Raw genomic sequence first — 16,519 nt, forward strand, 5'->3', positions numbered from 1 at the left:
GTACTCCCTGTCGAGAAGATTCGAGGACTCATGCGCCGACGTCCGATCGGGCCGCGGCCCGGACGATGGCGCCCTGCTGTCGCCGGTCGAGCGTTCCGCCGGTCACCAACGCGAGGGTGACCGCCTCGACGTGCCGGACGAAGTCGGCGTGGCCGGGGTAGTCGGCGTGTTCGTCGATCAGATCGTTGATGGTGCAGCCGTTGCCGGTGTCGACGTTGCGGACACCGGTGTCGTCACCGTCGATGACCACCGTCGCCCGGGTGTCGGACTCCGGGCAGGCGTCGGTGCCGTCGGCGACCACTGTGAACGTCGTCGACTGCTCGGCGGACGAGTTCCCCGCGGTGTCCGCCGCCCGGAAGCGCACCGTGTGCGCCCCGGTGGCGCGAACGGTGACCGGAGCGGAGTACGCGGTCCAGGCGCCGGTGTCCAGCGCGTACTCGACTGTCGCCACGCCCGACTCGGCGTCGGTGGCAGTGACGGTCACCGTCGCGCCGCCGACGTACGCGCCGTCGTCGTTCCGGTCGCCGGCCACCGTGGCGGTGACAGTGGGTGGCGTGGTGTCCTCGGCCTGCGGCTCGACGACCGTGAAGTGGGACATCTGCTCGGCCGACGTGTTACCGGCGACGTCGGTGGCCCGGTAGTGCAGCATGTGCATCCCGACAGCGGTCACGACGACCGGGCTCGTGTACGCGGTGAAGGCGGCCCCGTCCAACGAGTACTCGATGGTGGCGACACCGGACCCGGCGTCGGTCGCGGTCAGCGTGGCGGTGGCCGTACCGACGTAGTTGCCGTCGCCGTCGCGGTCGCCGGCCAGCGCGGCCTTCACCTCCGGCGGAGTGGTGTCCTCCTCCCCCGGCTCGACGATCCGGAACGACACCGACCCGACGGCGCTGGTGTTGCCGGCCTGGTCGGTAGCCCGGAACTGCACCGAGTGGTCGCCGATCGCGGTCACCCGCACCGGCTCGGTGTACGGATGGAAGCTCGTGTCGTCGACCTGGTACTCGACGGTCTCCACACCCGAGTCGGCGTCGGTGGCCGTGACTGTCACCGTGGCCGCGCCGAGGTAGTTGCCGTCCGGGTGCTGGTCACCTGCCACGGTGGCGGCCACCGTCGGCGGTGTGGTGTCGCCACCCCCTCCGCCCTCGGTGACGACCAGTTCGCCGACCATCTGGCTGTGGCCGGGGATCGAGCAGAAGTAGCGGTACCGGCCCGGGGTGAGGGTCACTGTCGCCTGGTGGCGGCCGTTGTTGACGTCGAACGGACTGGCCAGGATGTTCAGCGTGACGTCGTGGTTGTAGCCCTCGGTGCTGGTATCGAAGGTCAGCGTGTGCGGCATCCCGATGGTGTTGCCGGTGGCCTCGCTGTTCTCCCAGATGATCGTGGTCTCGCCGGCCACCGCCTGGGCGGGTGCGGACTTGTAGCGGGTGATGTCGCCGTCGGCGGTCCAGGTCAGCACCTGTGCCGCGGCTCGGGGGGCGGCGGAGGCCGGCGTCGCCGCCCACGGGGTCACCGTGAGCAGGAGCGCCGCCAGCACTGCCGTTATTCGTCGGGGCATCGTCTCTCCTAGAGTTCCCGTACGCGGACGTTGCGGAACTCGGCCAGGTCGTTGTCACCGTGGTTCTGCAGACCGATGAAGCCGCGCAGGAACTGCCGCAGATCGGTCGGCGGGTCGCCGGCACGCGACGACTGCTTGCCGGGTGTGTTGTCGAACTCGTTGATCACCACGCCGTTGCGGATCATCGTGTAGTGCTGCCCGACGACGCGGATCTCGTAGTCGTTCCACTCGTTCTTCGGCGTCACGCCGGCCTGGGCGAGCGGCACCGGGTCGAAGTTATAGACCGAGCCGGTCTTCTGCGGCTCACCGGTGTCGCCGTCGTAGATCTGGATCTCGTGTCCGCAGTAGATCGCCATCCACGCGGTCGAGGTCCGGGCCGAGCCGACAGTGCCGCAACTGCCCGGTGGGCGCTGCTCCAGAGGGGTTCGCAGGTCCGGGAACCGGATGAAGACGCCGGTGTTGGCCCGGCCGGTGCCCGGTGCGATGTCCTTGAACTGGAGCCGCAGCGAGAAGTCGCCGAGCTCCTTGGTGTGCCAGAGCATGCCCAGACCTCCGCTGGGCCGCAGCGAACCGTCCGGCTGGATCGCGAACGATCCGGTCGGCGCCTGCTGCCAACCGCGCAGCGAATCGGCGGTGCCGTCGAAGAGCGGCTCGTACCCGGTGTGCCCGTCCCGGCCGATCTCCGACGCGGCGGCCAGGCGGGTCAGGGTGCCGGCCTCCCGGGCGCTGAGCAGGTCGTCGTCCTGCAACGCCTGGGCCACCGCCTTGACGTGCCGGACGAAACCGTCGTGGTCGGCCCAGGTGCTCTCGTCGTCGATCAGGTCGTTGGCCGTGCAGCCCTGCCCGACCGTGCGACTGGGCACGCCGGTGTCGCTGTCACCGAGCCAGACGTTCTGCCGGTCGTCCGGCACCGTGCAGCCCACCGTGACGGTGCTCTGCACCGTCGCCGTCTCACCGTCGGCGTACGTGACGGTCAGCTTCGCGGTGTAGGTGCCGACATTGGCGTACGTGTGTCGGGGGTTCGCCTCGGTCGACGTGGCACCGTCGCCGAACTCCCACCGGTGGCTGACACCGCCGGAGCGTGCGCCGTCGAAGGCGATGGTCAGGGGCTTGTTCTGCACGGCGACAGAGTTCGCCGCCGGTACGGGGGTGGGTGCGCCACCGGTGTAGGTGATCCGGATCAGCTTCTGGTTGGGGTGCAGGCTGAAGAACCCGCCGCCGTAGTCCAGCAGGTAGAGCGCGCCGTCCGGGCCGAACTTGGCGTCCATCCAGCTCTGTAGGCGCGCGTCGCCGTTGCCGCCCGGGATGATGGTCCGCAGCGACTCGGCGTACACCGGTGGGGCCGCCTGCGGCACACCGGCCGGGTCGACCGTCACCGCGACCCGGTTGGCGGCGTTCGACTGGTCGCCGATGAACCACTTGCCGTCCCAGTGCTCCGGCCACGCCACGCCGCTGTCGGTGTCGACGAGGTCGCGGTGGTACGTCGGGCCGGACATGATGGCCTGGCCGCCGCCGCGCAGGTACGGCTGGGTGTAGGTGGCGTCGGCCGCGACGTAGGTCGGGAGGCCGCTGCCGTCGGTGCGCTTCGGGAACACCGGGCCGCCGCCGTCGGGTGAATACCAGATCATGTTGTCCCGGGCGGCCGGGATGTCCACCAGTCCGGTGTTGCGGGGCGACTCGTTCTTCAGGTTGTCGCAGTCGTACCAGCCGGTCAGGACCGTCGCGTCGGTGTTGCTGCGGTCCCGGTACGGCTGCCGGTTGCCCATGCAGTACGGCCAGCCCTGGTTGCCGGCCGAGGTGATGATGGTGGCCGTCTCGTACTTCGCCGGGCCGAGGGTGGGGCTGGGCGACGAGGCGTCCGGGCCGACCCAGCCGGCGGTCAGCCACTGGTGCTTCGGGTCGATCTGGAGGCGGGCGATGTTGCGGACGCCCATCACGTAGATCTCCGGGCGGGTCTTCTCGGTGCCCGGCGGGAACAGGTTCCCCTCGGGAATGGTGTACGTGCCGTCCGCCTCCGGGTGGATCCGGATGATCTTTCCGGCGAGGTCGTTGGTGTTACCCGACGTGCGGCGGGCGTCCTGGAACGAGATCCCCTCGTATTCCTGGGTCCAGTTGTTGCCGGCGTAGCCCTGCGACCCCTCGGAGGAGTTGTTGTCGCCGGAGCCGACGTAGAGGTTGCCCTTGGCGTCGAACGCCATGCCGCCGCCGGCGTGGCAGCAGCTGTGGATCTGCACCGGGAACTGGAGCAGGTCCTTGCGGGTGCTCTGGTCGACGGTCTGCGCCTGCCGGTCGTAGGTGAACCGGGAGACGGTGCGCTGCCCGACCCGCTTCACCCGGTCGACCGAGTCGTGCGGCATCCAGTAGACGTAGAGCCAGCCGTTCTCGGCGAACTTCGGGTCGGGCACGATGCCGAGCAGGCCCTCCTCGTTCTTCACCAGCTCGGAGCCGCTGCCCCGGTTGCCCATCACCTCCAGGGTGGTGAGCAGCTTGGCCTGCTTGGTCCGCGGGTCCCACGAGTGGATGGTGCCGCAGCCCAGGCCGACCTTGGGGTTGTTCCAGTCCGCGATCGGGCCGCTCGGGCAGGCCGCCTTGCCGACGTAGAAGACAGTGCCGTCCGGCGCGATGGTCAGCCCGTGCGGTTCGCCGATCTGGTCCAGCTGGCCGGTCTGGTTGGCCGCAGTGAGCCGTTCCACCTTGTAGTTGGCGGCGATGGTGGCCTGGCAGTCACCGCGCACTCGGCCGGTGGTCCAGTTCAGCGCCCCGGTGAGGTGGGTGCGGAACGCCTCCTCACCGTAGCTGCCCTCGGTGTGGCCCATGCCGGTGTAGAACGACCGGCCGCCGTCGTAGTCCCGGCACCAGGACACCGGGTGGAAGGGGCCGTTGGCGGCCGCCCCCGGGTTGTAGTGCCGCTCCTCGACCTGGGCGAGGGTGTGCACGGTGCCGATCGGGTTCGGGTCCCAGTTCTCCCACCGGTCGGAACGGGTGATGGTCAGCGGCAGCGAGGCCGTGGCCGGGTGTTTGCGGTCCAGGATGTTCACCACCGCGCGGTTCACGGCGGGCGGTTCCGGGGCGGTGGTGCTGCCGGTGAACAGGCGCAGGTCGGCCAACTGGGTCAGTGGCTCCCCACTGTTCGCGGTGATGTTCAGGCGGTAGCGGGTGAACTCCTGCGGGGTGGCGATGTCGAACCGGCGGGTCTGGAACCGGTCGGGGAAGGCCTGGCCGGTGCGCCGGTCCAGATCGGACCAGCTCTGGCCGTCGGTGGAGCCCTGCAGGGTCCAGTCCTTCGGGTCGCGGCCGGAGGAGTCGTTGGCCGACGTCAACGCGTACCCGGTCACCCGCTTGGCGGCGGCCAGCTCGTACGCCACCCAGGCGGTCGGGGTGCGGGCCAGCCACTTGGTGTTGGCGTCGCCGTCGGTCAGCTTCTCCTTGGTCTCGTTCGGCGCGTTCTCGCCGCTGGCGGTCACCCGGGCCACCGGCTCGGCCACCGGGATGGCGCCGGCCGGGCGGGTGCCGATCAGGCCGGTGAACCAGGTCGAGTCGACCTGCGCGCGCGCCGCGTCGGCGATGCCGACGAAGCCGCCGCCGGCCTTCATGTAGCTCTGCAGCGCCGACTCCTGGTCGCGGTTGAGCGCGGCGCCCGTCGCGGAGAGGAAGACCACGCTGCGGTACGCGGACAGCCCCGCCGTGGTGAACACGCCGGGGTCCGTGGTGGCCGTGACATCGATGTCATGACCGGCACCAAGCTGTTTGATGGTGTCCACCGCGCGGGACACCGGGTCCTGCTGCTCGGCCACCGGCCCGTGGAACACCAGCACCGCTGTCTTCTGTGGTTGCGCCGCCTGCGGGGCGGCTGCCGTTCGTGGTGCGGCCGCAGCCGCCGGCATTGCCGGAATCAGTGTCGCCAAGGCCGCTACCGCGGCAAGGGTTCGTCGTAGTTTCCTGGTCATCCCCGTCCCCACTTTCGGTTCGGTCAGCTTCCGTGCGTGTGGGTGTGGCCCTGGAACCGGTGGATCGCCTCCTCGGCGCCCGGTGGCATGCTGCCGTCGGCGTTGCGCACCAGGAAGATCCCGGCCATGCCGCCGTCGGAGTGCGTCTGCACGTGGCAGTGGTACATCCACGCCCCTGGTCCGACGCCCTCGCCGGCCAGCACCTGGAAACCGAACGAACTGCCCGGGTTGAGGTCCTTGTTGTCGACGACCAGGCTGGGGTCGCTCGGCCCCTCCAGCATTCCGGTGCGGTTGTCCGCCCAACGGTGGGCGTGCAGGTGGAAGGTGTGGAACAGGTTGCCGTGCCCGATGGCGATCCACTCGACGCGCTCGCCCAGGTTCGCCTCGAACATCGGGGTCGCCGGGGCCATCTTGTTGTTGATCATCATGTCGTGGAACACGGCCGTGAACTGCTTCGACGGCAGGATGTCGCCGCGCCGCCGGACGATCAGCGCTCCGTACAGGCCCTTGGCGACACCGCCGGTGCCGTGGTCGGTGCCCATCGCGTGGTCGTGGTAGTGCCAGTAGCCGGCACTGCCCGGCATGTACCGCCGGCCGGCGGCGGCCACCATCTCGTGGGAGCGCCAGACGTACGTCCGCGTCTCGCCGGGGTTGTTGAACGAGGCGTTGAACGGGCTGCCGTCGGAGTCGGTGCTGTAGTCCACCCCGTGCGGATGGATGGACAGCCGCTGGGTGGTGGTGTTGACCAGGGTGATCTCCAGGGTGTCACCCTCGTACATCTCCAGGACCGGCCCTGGGACGGTGGCCTGGCCGGGTGCCAGGCCGTAGCCGAACAGGTTGCCCGGCAACTGCTCGGCGTAGATAGTGATCTTCTTGGTGACGCCCGCGGCGGCCCGCGCAGGGCTGCCTCCGAACGCGGCGCCGATCGCCGGGGCGGACGCGCCCAACGCTCCGGCGGCGAGCGCTCCGCTGGCGATCAGCGATCTGCGGGAGAGGTGGCGGTGAGGGCCACCAGCGTGATCGTCCATGGGTCTCCGTTCCCAACCGGGCGAAGACGCGACGAGGGCAGGGTGCATCGACCCGAGCACGGGGGCGGTAGCACGACTGAGGGTGAGGCTCGTCGCGAACTTTGCTCGGAAGGCTCAGAACTTTCGGTGGATGACAGCAACTTATGTAATCCATCGACGAAAGTACAGGTCTGATTGCAAAAAGATTACCTTGACATCACGACGGCCTTCGATTGACATGAAGCTGACACGCATGGCCAGGGCCCCGGGACGGCTGCGTCGAGCATACGATCGGGTCGATGCAGGAAGCACGACTTGAGGTCCGGCCGGCGCGTCCGGCAGATGTCCCGTCGTTGGTGCTGTTGCGCCTGGCCAACGCCGAGGCTCACCTCGCTCTGGACGCCGACGCCTACCGCGTTCCGCAGCGCGAGGCGGTGGTCAGCCACTTCACGGCCGTGCTGGCCGACGACACGGGTCGCGACGGCATTCTCGTCGCCGAGATCGATGGCCGGGTCGTCGGGATGGTCGAGGTGTCACCGCACCCGGCCCCGCCGGAGCACCAGATCCTGCGTCCTGAGCCGTCGGCGCAGGTGCACACGGTGGTGCTGCCCGATGCCAGGGGCCTCGGGGTGGGATCAGCGTTGGTGCTCGCCGCCGAACGGTGGGCGACCCGCCGGGGGGTCCGCTACCTGTCGGCCGGCATCCACCACCGCAACGCCGGCGCGGTGCGCTTCTACGGTCGGCACGGCTACACCGACGCCGGCGTATCCCTTGGCAAGAAAGTGGACCAGCGCCTGGGCATGGGGCGAGGCCGCACGATCGGCTAGTCCGGCGAGCCGGGTGAGTCGTCGGTCTGACCGAGCTGGGCGACCCGGGTCGGGTCGAGGACCCGGGAGAGGAACGCGCGGGTCCGCTCGTGCTTCGGAGCGCCGAGCACCTCCTGCGGCGGCCCCTGCTCGACCACCACCCCGCCGTCCATGAAGACGACCCGGTCGGCGACGTCGCGGGCGAAGGCCATCTCGTGCGTTACCACCATCATCGTCATGCCGTCCTCGGCCAGCTTGCGCATGACGGTGAGCACATCCCCGACCAACTCCGGGTCGAGCGCGGAGGTCGGCTCGTCGAAGAGCATCAGCTTCGGCTCCATCGACAACGACCGGGCGATGGCCGCCCGCTGCTGCTGACCGCCGGAGAGCTGCGCCGGGAACGCGTCGGCCTTGTCGCTCAGCCCGACGCGCTCCAGGTTGGCCCGCGCGATCCGCTCGGCCTCGGCGCGACCACGCCGCAGCACCTTGCGCTGAGCGACGGTGAGGTTGTTCAGGACGGTCAGGTGCGGAAACAGGTTGAACGACTGGAAGACCATGCCGATGCCGCGGCGTACCGCGTCGATCTCGACGTCCGGGTCGGTCATCTCGACCCCGTTGACCCAGATCTTGCCGGCGGTCGGCTCCTCCAACAGGTCGACGCAGCGCAGCAGCGTCGACTTGCCGGACCCGGACGGGCCGATGACGCAGACCACCTCGCCCTGGCCGACCTCGAAGTCAATGCCCTTGAGCACCTCGAGCGGCCCGAAGGACTTGTGCAGGTCGCGGATCTCGACGGCGGGGCGGGTCGGTGCGGTCGTCATGCGGGTCACCGGGCCTTGGCGTAGCGGAGTTCGAGGCGACGTACCACCTGGGACAGCGGCAGGGTGATGATCAGGTAGGCCAGGCCGGCCACCAGGAGCGGAGTGGCGTTCACCCGGTCGTTGAGCATGTCCCGACCGAACTTGGTGATCTCGATGGTCTGCGCCGTCACCCCCAGCACGTAGGCCAGCGACGAATCCTTGGTGAGCAGGATGAGCTCGTTGGTCAGCGGTGGGATGACGATCCGGAACGCCTGCGGGATGACGATCGTGCGCATCGCGGTGAAGTGCGACATGCCGAGGGTGCGTGCCGCCTCCATCTGCCCCTTCGGGACGGCCTGGATGCCAGCGCGGATGGTCTCGGCCATGTAGGCCGCGGCGGTCAACCCGAGGCCGATCGCGATGGACCCGAACACGCCACCCGGGATCTCCCGCTCCGGGAAGGCGATCGGGATGCCGTAGCCGACGAGGAAGAGCACCAGCAGCGCGGGCAGACCCCGGAACAGCTCGATGTACGCCGTCGCCACCCACCGGTACGGCGCCACCCGGGACAGCCGCATCAGTGCGAGGACGGTGCCGAAGACGAGGCCGAAGGCGAACGCGCCGAGCGTGTAGAGGACGGTGTTGCGCAGCGCGACGGTGATGATCGTCGGGAACATCGAGGAGATGATGTCGACACGGAAGAACGCGTCGGCCAACCGGCCCCAGTCCGCGGCGAAGGCCACCGCGGCGATGACGGCGATGAAGACCAGGTACTGGATCCCGAGGGACAGCCGCTCCCGCTGGCGGCGTCGCAGCTTCACGTTGGCTCGTTGCCTTCCCGGAGTTACCGACGCGGAGGGCGCGCGGGACGCGCGCCCTCCGGCACTACACGTGTGATCAGGCGCTCGGCCGCTTGCCGATCCACTTCTCGTAGATCGTGTTGTACGTGCCGTCCTGCTTGGCCTTGGCCAGCACCTCGTTGATCTTCTTGAGCAACTCCGGGTTGGCGTCCTTCTTCACGGGAAAGCCGTACTGCTCGCCGGTGTCGAACTCGGCGGTCACCTCGAACCCGCCGGGGTTCTTCTTCAGGTACTCGGTCCAGACCGGCAGGTCGTTGACGGCGGCCTCGACCTGGCCGTTGGCGAGAGCCTGCTGCAGGGCGGCGAGGTCCTCGAACTCGACGAGCTGCAGGCCCTTCTCCGCCTCGAACTTCTTGGCGTAGTCACGACCCGTGGTGGCCGCCTGGACGCCCAACTTCTTGCCCTTGAGGTCGTCGAGGGACTTGTACGCCTTGCCGGTCTTCACCAGCAGCGCCTGGGTGGCGTCGAAGTACGGGTCGGAGAAGTCCAGAACCTTCTTCCGCTCGTCGGTGATCGTCATGCCGGCGGCGGCCGCGTCGCACTTGCCGGTGTTCAGGTCCTGACCGGACTTGATCCCCTCGAACGGGGTGTCGACGATCGTCTGCTCGACACCCAGCTCCTTGGCCACCAGGTCCATGATCTCGACGTCGAAGCCGGTGACCTTGCCGCTGGCGTCCTTGGACTGGAACGGCGGGTACGGCAGGTGGGTGCAGACGGTCAGCTTGCCCGCCGTGACCAGCTTGACCCCGCTCGCCTGGACCTCGCTGTCGTCCTTCTTGGCGCAGCCCGCGGTCACCGCGAGGGCGGCGATCGCCACGACGAGACCGGCCTGACGCACGGCGCTTGGGAACCTCACGGCTGTGTCCCTCCGATTCGGCTTCCATCGCATAGAAAGCCAATCTGGTTCATAGACTTTGCGATTAGCGACCGTACCCGATCCGGCGAGTCGTCCCCAAGATCACGCTGCAGCCGTCGGATCGGGGCGGCTGGCTACCACCCGTCGGCAAACCCGACACATGCGCAGCAACGGGTCTCAGCCGCCGGTCCCCTCGGCCGCGCCGTCCGGGGTGAGCGCCCCTTCATGGGGGTCTGTGTCCAGGAACACGTGCTGGTGGCCGTGGCCGGCGTCGACGCTGATCTGGTCGAGCTGGGTCGCCGCGACCGACCAGATCGTGGCCGCCTCGGCCGCCTGCCGCGTGCTGATGTCCAGCAGGGCCGCCTGGTGGGCGGCGGGGACACCGGCGGCCAGCGCGTAGGTGTCGACGGCGAGCGACGCCTGCTGCACTGCTCCGCGCAGACCACCCCGGGCCACGTTGGTGGCGGTACTCCCCGAGGGCGGGTCGGCGAACGGCTCGGCAGCCTTGCGCATGGTCTCCTGCCAGGTGCGCGCCCGGCCCGGGTCCGGCGCCCGTCCGGCGGTCTTCTCCTCCTTGACGGCAGTCAGGACAGGGGCGACCTGGTCGCGGACGCGGCGGGCCGTCTCGGTCAGCTCCACGATCTGCTGGGCGTCCCGTTTCGCGTCGGCTTCCTGGATGCTCGCGATGGTCTCCGCGGTGGCGTCCGGGCGGCCCACCTGGTAGCCGACCAGACCTCCCAGCAGAGCGGTGACCAGTGCGATCGCCCCCGCGACCGCCACGAAGCGCACTGTGCGACGACGACGCTCGTCGGCTCTGTCGGACAGGTAGGAAGGCCGGCCGGTGCGACGCGCCATCGCATCTCCTCACATCGATGGTCTTGGGGCCACAGGGTAACGGTCCCCGAGTACGCCCGTCGATAGTGCCGACCGGGGCCGCCAGAGCCGGTTTCCTCTCGCGGAGCAGCACCCGGGCATGATCGATGCCCGGGTGCTGGTCACCGGGAGGCCTTGCGGACGCCGGGAAGTTCGCCGGACAGCGCCAGCGCGCGGAACCGCACCCGGGACAGGCCGAACCGGGTGAGCACGCCGCGCGGCCGGCCGTCGATCTGGTCGCGGGAGCGCAGTCGTACGGAGCTGGAGTCTCGCGGCAGCCGCGCCAGTTGGCGGACCGCGTCGGCCCGCGCCTGCGGGTCGGTGTCCGGGTGGGCGACGACGCCCTTCAGCTCGGCGCGTCGGTCAGCGTGCCGGCCGACGAGCGTCTCCCGGCGGGCCTGGCGCAGGCCGAGGCTCTTCCTGGCCACGTCAGCGCTCCTCGCGAAAGTCGACGTGCCGACGGAGCACCGGGTCGTACTTGCGCAGCACCAGGCGATCCGGGCTGGTCCGGCGGTTCTTGCGCGTGACGTACGTGTAACCGGTGCCGGCGGTGCTGCGCAGCTTGATCACCGGCCGGATGTCGGTCTGCCGGGCCATCAGACCCGCACTCCCCGGGAGCGCAGGTGGGCGACGACCATCTCGACGCCCTGACGGTCCACAGTCCGCAGCGCTTTGGCGGTGAGCGTGAGGCGGATCCATCGGCGCTCGGACGGCAGCCAGTAGCGGTGGCGTTGCAGGTTCGGGTTCCACCGGCGGCGGGTGCGGCGGTGGGAGTGGGACACGGCGTTGCCGAAGCTCGGCTTCGCGCCGGTGACCTCACATCGTCGGGACACACGGACTCCTTCACGTCGGGACTGACCATAACGACAATGGTTTTCGTTTCTACCGCAACCGGTGGCGACGAGTTCACCCCGGGGGGCCTCGACACCGACACCTCCGACCCCACCTATGATGACAATGGTTTTCATTTGCATCGAGGGGAGTGCGATGTCGTCGTCACCACTGGCTCCAACCGGCACCACCACGAATTCACCGGCCCGCCCCTCACTCACCGTGCTCGGCGGCTTCTGGTCGACGGCCACGTTCGCCGTGGCCCGGACGCTGCTCGCCGCCGACCCGTCGTTGCTACTGGTCCGGCACGACATCAGCGGCATTCGGGAGGGCGTCGTGCGCCGGGTCATCCGCAGCGGCGCCGGCATCGTCTCCGACGAGCGCGTCGAGCTGAGGCACGGATGCGTCTCCTGCACGCTGCGCGAAGACGTGCTGCCCACCCTGGCCCGTCTCGCCCGCACCCACCCCGACCGGGACCTGGTGCTGATGCTGCCCGAGGTGGTCGAACCGGAAGCGGTAGCCGCCGCCTGCGCGCACTGCCTCGTCGACGGGGCCCCGGTCACCGACCTGGTCCGCGTCGACTCCTACGTCACAGTGGTCGACACCGAGCATCTTCTCGACGGGTTGGCCAGCACCGACGACCTGCGGGACCTCGGCATCCACGCCGCCGCGGACGACCACCGCACCCTGGCCGACGTCGTGGTCCGCCAGATCGAGTACGCCGACACCCTGGTGCTCTGGGGCACCTCGCCGGAGGGCCCCTTCGACACCAGCCGGATGTCGGTCCTGCTGCAACGGATGGCACCGTGGGCCACCCAGGTCCACGTCGGCGCCGACGTTGTCGACGCCACCGAGTTGTCCCGGCAGCTCCGCGACACCGACCGGCACCGACCCGAGACGCCGGCCGTGCTGGCTCGCGGCCTGGAGGGGTACGCGCTGGGAGTGCACGAACCGCAAGCCGACTGCGGCGTCGTCTCCACCGTCTTCCGCTCGCGCCGACCGTTCCACCCCTGGCGGCTGCACGAGGCGCTGGAGGCCGTCAACGCCGACGTCATCCGCTCCCGGGGGCACCTCTGGCTGGCCAGCCAACCCGAGACCGTGGTGGCGTGGGAGTTCGCCGGTGGCGGCCTGAGCATGGCATCACTGGGCCGGTGGCTGACCGCCCAGCCGGACGACTCCTGGGACCACGTGTCCGACCAACGACGCCTCGCCGCCGCCCTGGACTGGGACCCGTACTACGGCGACCGTCACCAGAACCTGGTCTTCGTCGGTCTCGACCTCGACCCGGCCGACCTGCACCGAACGCTCAGCGGCTGCCTTCTCACCGACGCGGAACTCGCCGACGGCGAGGAGACCTGGCTCCGTTACGTCGACCCCTTTGCCGGCTGCTTCCCGCCCATCGCGGTCGACACCGAGGGCACGGTTCCCGGCTGAAGCTCGGCGGTCCGGGCGGTCACGACGCGAGCCTGGACGTCGGCGCACGAGGACGACGCGCCGCCGCGGTGGACCTGCCACCGTCCGGACGGCGGAGCCGATACAGTGCTGACAGTGGTAACGGTTTCCATTTCGAGATCGACGGGGCGGTTCAGCGCACGCACGCGGCACAGGTGCCGAAGATCTCCAGAGTGTGACCAACGTCGGTGAATCCGTGTTGCGCGGCGACCTGGTCGGCCCACCGCTCCACCGCCGGGCCGGCCACCTCGACGGTGCGCCCGCAGTCACGGCAGACAAGGTGGTGATGATGCTTGCTCTGGCTGCACCGACGGAAGAGCTGCTCGCCGCCCGGCAGCCGGGTCGAGTCGATCTCGCCGGCGTCCACCAGCAGTTGCAGTGTCCGGTAGACGGTGGTCAGACCGACTCCCGCCTTGCGCGCCAGCAGCATCTGGTGCAGTTGCTGCGCCGAGTGGAACCCCTCCACCTCGCGCAACAGCGCCAGCACCTCCCCGCGCTGCCGGGTGTTCCGGGTCAGATTCGACATCGTCTGATTCACCGTGGCCGCCATCCTCCGTTGTCGCGGCCGCCGTCGGCCTGTCGTGCCGTCGTTGCGTCGCGCTACCGGTCCGACCATTATGCGTCGCCGTCCGGCACCGACGACGTGCCGCCTTCCGAGCCCTGCACTGGCAGCCTCCGCGGTGAGCCTTCCTCGCATCTCGGCAGCTCAGAGAGACGTCACACCCGCACAGCAAAGGAGGGGGCGGCGTGGCCGCATCCGAGCGCGCGACCTCGTCCGGCACGAGCACGGCGGCCGATCAACCGGTAGCGCCGGACCACCGAGGCGACCCGAACGGCCGGCCCGCCGACCACGACGCTGGCCAGCACCATCGCGGTCAGGGGCTGCAACCCTTCTTCAGCGGCCGGATCGGTTCCGTCGAGATCCTCGCGGCAGTGCTCGTGCTGCTCATCTTCCTGCGCGATCCCGTGGCGGGCCTGCTGTCCGCACCGTCATTGGCTACCTGGATGACGGTGTTCGTCTCGGTCATGGTGCAGGCCGTGCCATTCCTGGTCTTCGGGGTGCTGCTCTCCGCCGTGATCGCGGTCTTCGTACCCCGCTCGTTCTGGGCCCGGGCCCTGCCCAGGCATCCCGCGCTCGCCGTCCCGGTCGCCAGCGTCGCCGGCGTGGTCCTGCCCGGCTGCGAGTGCGGTGCGGTCCCGATCGCCGGCTCGCTGATCCACCGAGGCGTCACACCCGCGGCGGCGCTGGCCTTCCTGCTCGCGGCACCGGCGATCAACCCCATCGTCCTGGTCGCCACGGCGGTGGCGTTTCCCGACAATCCCGAGATGGTCCTCGCCCGCGCCGTCGCCAGCCTGGTCGTGGCGATGGTCATGGGCTGGCTCTGGCTGCGCCTGGGCCGCGCGGACTGGATTCGACTCTCGCGCCGACCCGATCTGGACGGGCTCCGGCGCGGCGAGGCCTTCTGGTCCGCCGTACGACATGACGTGGTGCACGCCGGCGGCTTCCTGGTCATCGGCGCGATGGCCGCAGCCAGCATCAACGTCCTGGTCCCCGAACGCTGGCTACAGACCCTCGCCGATCGGCCGGTGCTGTCCGTGCTCGCCCTGGCAGGGCTCGCGGTCCTGCTGTCGATCTGCTCGGAGGCGGACGCCTTCGTCGCCGCCTCGCTGTCGCAGTTCTCCCTCACGGCCCGGTTGGCCTTCCTGGTGGTCGGCCCGATGGTCGATCTGAAACTCGTCTCCATGCAGGCCGGCGTCTTCGGCCGCCGCTTCGCCGCCCGATTCGCCCCGGCCACCTTCACGGTCGCCGTCGCGGTCGCGGGCATCACCGGGATGGTGGTGTGGTGAACCGTCTGGCCCAGGCATGCATCATGATCTTCTTTGCCGGTGCGGTGCTCCGCGCGACCGTCACCGACCTCTACCTGCGCTATGTCAAGGCGGAGCTGCGACCGTTCCTCATCGCCGCCAGCCTGCTGCTGATCACTGCCGCGGTGATGACGCTCTGGCACGAGCTGCGGCCCCCCGTCGACGGGCGCGGGGATCTGGCCGAACCAGACGACAAGCACGAACACGCCCACCGCGAGCCCCGAGTCGCGTGGTTGCTGCTCCTGCCAGCCCTCGGCCTGCTGCTGGTGGCCCCGCCCGCTCTCGGTTCGTACTCCGCCGGGCAGACGGGCACGGCGCTCGGCGACCAGGAAAGCTACGACTGGCCTCCGCTGCCCGCCGGCGATCCGGCGAGGACCACCGTCTTCGACTACGCCGGCCGTGCCCTGTTCGACAAGGGTCGGTCGATCGGCAACCGCCGGGTCGAGCTCACCGGCTTCGTCACCCCGGGGCCGGACGGAGAGCCCCTCCTCGCCCGCATGATCATGTCTTGCTGCGCGGCCGACGGTCGGCCCATCAAACTCGGCATGGCCGGCAACCCGCCGGTCGGCCTGGCCGGCGACACCTGGATCCAGGTCACCGGCCGGTACTCTGACCGGGTCACCCGCGATCCCGTGAACAACGAGGAGATCCCGTACCTCGAGGTGGAGTCCTGGCGACAGGTGTCCCCGCCGAAGAACCCCTACGAGTGAGTCCCTTGTCGAGGTTTTCGGGCGAGGACACCGTCCCGAACTCAGACCGGGTAACCCCACTCGGCCAGTGGCTTCTCCAGCGACCGTTCGATCGCGGCGAGCTGCGCCGGACTGAGCTCGTCGCGGTACGCCGCCGCCCGACCCGCCGGGAAGTCGTACCGGGAGAAGCCCTTCTCGAACGCGGGGGACCACTGCAACTCCAGGAAGTCGAGCATCCGGCCGACCTGTTCGCGGGGCTGCTCAACCAGGTCCTCGTAGCGCACGTCGAGCCACTGCTCGGCGGGATGACGCAGGCGGGCCTGCGCGAACGCCTCCATCAGCATCTTCCAGCCCAGGGCGGCGAGCACCTGGAAGGACCTGCCCGACTCGAACCATTCCTCGCGCAGGTCCGACGGGAGCGGGCCGAAGATCCAGTTGTCCGGACCCCGCCAGCCGTCCCACCAGCCCATCTGGAGCCAGGAGTTGGCCACCGCCCGGCCGTCGCGCACCACGTTGACGACCCGCAGTTCCGGGTACGCGGCGTGCAGCAGACCGGTGCGTGGCCAGCCGGTGACGTGCTGCACCAGTTGCTGGCAGCCCTGGCGGGCGATCCGCTCGTCGAAGAAGGCCCGCAGCCGGCGGGCCACGAACGGCGTCAGGTCCTCGGCCACCAGGTCCCGGCACGGGCGGGAGAAGCCGCCGAGCACCTGTCTGTCGAGCAGGTGGTACGCCTCCGACGGCGCCACCCGCAGTCGGCCCCGCTCCAGCAACCGTCGGCTGTGTCGCAGCGAGGTCATCCCCGGCGGGCGCGGCGCCGAACGCCGGTAGAGCGTCCCGTTGAACCGGCCTTTGAGGTTGAGCCGGGCGAGCTTGTCGTCCAGGCCGGAGACGAAACCGACAGCGGGATGCCGGGAGAGCAGCTCCTGGACCAGGGTCGAGCCGCAGCGACCGGTACCCACCACCAGTGAGAGCATCGT

General features: G+C 69.7%; 16 protein-coding genes. 4 read left to right on the forward strand and 12 right to left on the reverse strand.

Annotation, left to right across the window (positions count from 1 at the left end; genetic code table 11):
• Window positions 1–28: 28 nt before the first annotated feature.
• The 3 genes from FHU34_RS20275 to FHU34_RS20285 form a co-directional block, all read right to left on the reverse strand.
• Window positions 29–1,555, reverse strand: a complete 1,527-nt coding sequence (locus tag FHU34_RS20275) for an OmpL47-type beta-barrel domain-containing protein (protein WP_145782974.1) — start codon at window positions 1,553–1,555, stop codon at window positions 29–31.
• 8 nt (window positions 1,556–1,563) lie between these two features.
• Window positions 1,564–5,370: a ThuA domain-containing protein gene (locus tag FHU34_RS20280; protein WP_244311747.1), complete on the reverse strand. Its 3,807-nt coding sequence runs from the start codon at window positions 5,368–5,370 to the stop codon at window positions 1,564–1,566.
• 155 nt (window positions 5,371–5,525) lie between these two features.
• Window positions 5,526–6,530, reverse strand: a complete 1,005-nt coding sequence (locus tag FHU34_RS20285) for a multicopper oxidase domain-containing protein (RefSeq protein ID WP_145782977.1) — start codon at window positions 6,528–6,530, stop codon at window positions 5,526–5,528.
• A 278-nt stretch (window positions 6,531–6,808) separates the two neighbouring features.
• On the opposite strand from FHU34_RS20285, the gene FHU34_RS20290 reads away from it, so the two are divergent.
• Window positions 6,809–7,336, forward strand: a complete 528-nt coding sequence (locus FHU34_RS20290) for a GNAT family N-acetyltransferase (RefSeq protein WP_145782979.1) — start codon at window positions 6,809–6,811, stop codon at window positions 7,334–7,336.
• Here FHU34_RS20290 and FHU34_RS20295 read toward each other — a convergent pair.
• The 7 genes from FHU34_RS20295 to rpmB all read right to left on the reverse strand — a co-directional run bounded on the left by FHU34_RS20295 (window position 7,333) and on the right by rpmB (window position 11,537).
• Complete coding sequence (locus FHU34_RS20295; RefSeq protein ID WP_145782981.1) at window positions 7,333–8,136, reverse strand: amino acid ABC transporter ATP-binding protein; 804 nt, start codon at window positions 8,134–8,136, stop codon at window positions 7,333–7,335. The genes FHU34_RS20290 and FHU34_RS20295 overlap by 4 nt on opposite strands.
• A 5-nt stretch (window positions 8,137–8,141) precedes the next feature.
• The gene (locus FHU34_RS20300) at window positions 8,142–8,936 is read right to left on the reverse strand and encodes an amino acid ABC transporter permease (RefSeq protein WP_145782983.1); all 795 of its coding nucleotides are present in this window, start codon (window positions 8,934–8,936) and stop codon (window positions 8,142–8,144) included.
• 76 nt (window positions 8,937–9,012) lie between these two features.
• Entirely contained in the window at window positions 9,013–9,831 is an 819-nt protein-coding gene (locus FHU34_RS20305) for a basic amino acid ABC transporter substrate-binding protein (RefSeq protein WP_145782985.1), read from the reverse strand.
• Window positions 9,832–10,008: 177 nt separating this feature from the next.
• Window positions 10,009–10,686: a hypothetical protein gene (locus FHU34_RS20310; RefSeq protein ID WP_145782987.1), complete on the reverse strand. Its 678-nt coding sequence runs from the start codon at window positions 10,684–10,686 to the stop codon at window positions 10,009–10,011.
• A 140-nt stretch (window positions 10,687–10,826) separates the two neighbouring features.
• A complete protein-coding gene (gene rpsN / locus FHU34_RS20315; protein WP_145782989.1) occupies window positions 10,827–11,132 on the reverse strand; it encodes a 30S ribosomal protein S14 in 306 nt (101 codons plus the stop codon).
• A gap of 1 nt (window position 11,133) precedes the next feature.
• Window positions 11,134–11,301 (reverse strand): 50S ribosomal protein L33, encoded by a 168-nt coding sequence (gene rpmG, locus FHU34_RS20320; protein WP_145782991.1) that lies wholly within the window; start codon window positions 11,299–11,301, stop codon window positions 11,134–11,136.
• On the reverse strand, window positions 11,301–11,537 hold the full coding sequence (gene rpmB, locus FHU34_RS20325; RefSeq protein WP_145782993.1) for a 50S ribosomal protein L28: 237 nt from the start codon (window positions 11,535–11,537) through the stop codon (window positions 11,301–11,303). Before rpmB ends, rpmG begins: the two co-directional genes overlap by 1 nt.
• Window positions 11,538–11,691: 154 nt before the next feature.
• Between rpmB and FHU34_RS20330 the strand changes: the two genes are divergently transcribed.
• Window positions 11,692–12,969, forward strand: coding sequence for a CobW family GTP-binding protein (locus FHU34_RS20330; protein WP_145782995.1), 1,278 nt, complete (start codon window positions 11,692–11,694; stop codon window positions 12,967–12,969).
• 151 nt (window positions 12,970–13,120) lie between these two features.
• Here FHU34_RS20330 and FHU34_RS20335 read toward each other — a convergent pair whose 3' ends face one another.
• A complete protein-coding gene (locus FHU34_RS20335) occupies window positions 13,121–13,537 on the reverse strand; it encodes a Fur family transcriptional regulator (RefSeq protein ID WP_145782997.1) in 417 nt (138 codons plus the stop codon).
• A 332-nt stretch (window positions 13,538–13,869) separates the two neighbouring features.
• On the opposite strand from FHU34_RS20335, the gene FHU34_RS20340 reads away from it, so the two are divergent.
• Both FHU34_RS20340 and FHU34_RS20345 read left to right on the forward strand, forming a co-directional pair.
• Window positions 13,870–14,835 carry a permease gene (locus tag FHU34_RS20340; protein WP_145785702.1) on the forward strand — a complete coding sequence of 322 codons (966 nt, stop codon included), beginning with the start codon at window positions 13,870–13,872 and terminating at the stop codon, window positions 14,833–14,835.
• Window positions 14,832–15,563 carry a TIGR03943 family putative permease subunit gene (locus tag FHU34_RS20345; RefSeq protein ID WP_145782998.1) on the forward strand — a complete coding sequence of 244 codons (732 nt, stop codon included), beginning with the start codon at window positions 14,832–14,834 and terminating at the stop codon, window positions 15,561–15,563. The genes FHU34_RS20340 and FHU34_RS20345 overlap by 4 nt, the downstream gene beginning before the upstream one ends.
• 41 nt (window positions 15,564–15,604) lie before the next feature.
• Here FHU34_RS20345 and FHU34_RS20350 read toward each other — a convergent pair whose 3' ends face one another.
• On the reverse strand, window positions 15,605–16,516 hold the full coding sequence (locus tag FHU34_RS20350) for a sulfotransferase family protein (protein ID WP_145783000.1): 912 nt from the start codon (window positions 16,514–16,516) through the stop codon (window positions 15,605–15,607).
• Window positions 16,517–16,519: the final 3 nt, after the last annotated feature.

The organism is Micromonospora taraxaci (genome assembly GCF_007830095.1).
Taxonomy (GTDB): domain Bacteria; phylum Actinomycetota; class Actinomycetes; order Mycobacteriales; family Micromonosporaceae; genus Micromonospora; species Micromonospora taraxaci.

What these genes read in the sequence shown, in the direction of transcription:
- FHU34_RS20275 (WP_145782974.1), bottom strand. Translation starts at nt 1,555, where the DNA reads ATGCCCCGACGAATAACGGCAGTGCTGGCGGCGCTCCTGCTCACGGTG.
- FHU34_RS20285 (WP_145782977.1), bottom strand. Translation starts at nt 6,530, where the DNA reads ATGGACGATCACGCTGGTGGCCCTCACCGCCACCTCTCCCGCAGATCG.
- FHU34_RS20290 (WP_145782979.1), top strand. Translation starts at nt 6,809, where the DNA reads ATGCAGGAAGCACGACTTGAGGTCCGGCCGGCGCGTCCGGCAGATGTC.
- FHU34_RS20295 (WP_145782981.1), bottom strand. Translation starts at nt 8,136, where the DNA reads ATGACGACCGCACCGACCCGCCCCGCCGTCGAGATCCGCGACCTGCAC.
- FHU34_RS20310 (WP_145782987.1), bottom strand. Translation starts at nt 10,686, where the DNA reads ATGGCGCGTCGCACCGGCCGGCCTTCCTACCTGTCCGACAGAGCCGAC.
- rpmG (WP_145782991.1), bottom strand. Translation starts at nt 11,301, where the DNA reads ATGGCCCGGCAGACCGACATCCGGCCGGTGATCAAGCTGCGCAGCACC.
- FHU34_RS20330 (WP_145782995.1), top strand. Translation starts at nt 11,692, where the DNA reads ATGTCGTCGTCACCACTGGCTCCAACCGGCACCACCACGAATTCACCG.
- FHU34_RS20335 (WP_145782997.1), bottom strand. Translation starts at nt 13,537, where the DNA reads ATGGCGGCCACGGTGAATCAGACGATGTCGAATCTGACCCGGAACACC.
- FHU34_RS20350 (WP_145783000.1), bottom strand. Translation starts at nt 16,516, where the DNA reads ATGCTCTCACTGGTGGTGGGTACCGGTCGCTGCGGCTCGACCCTGGTC.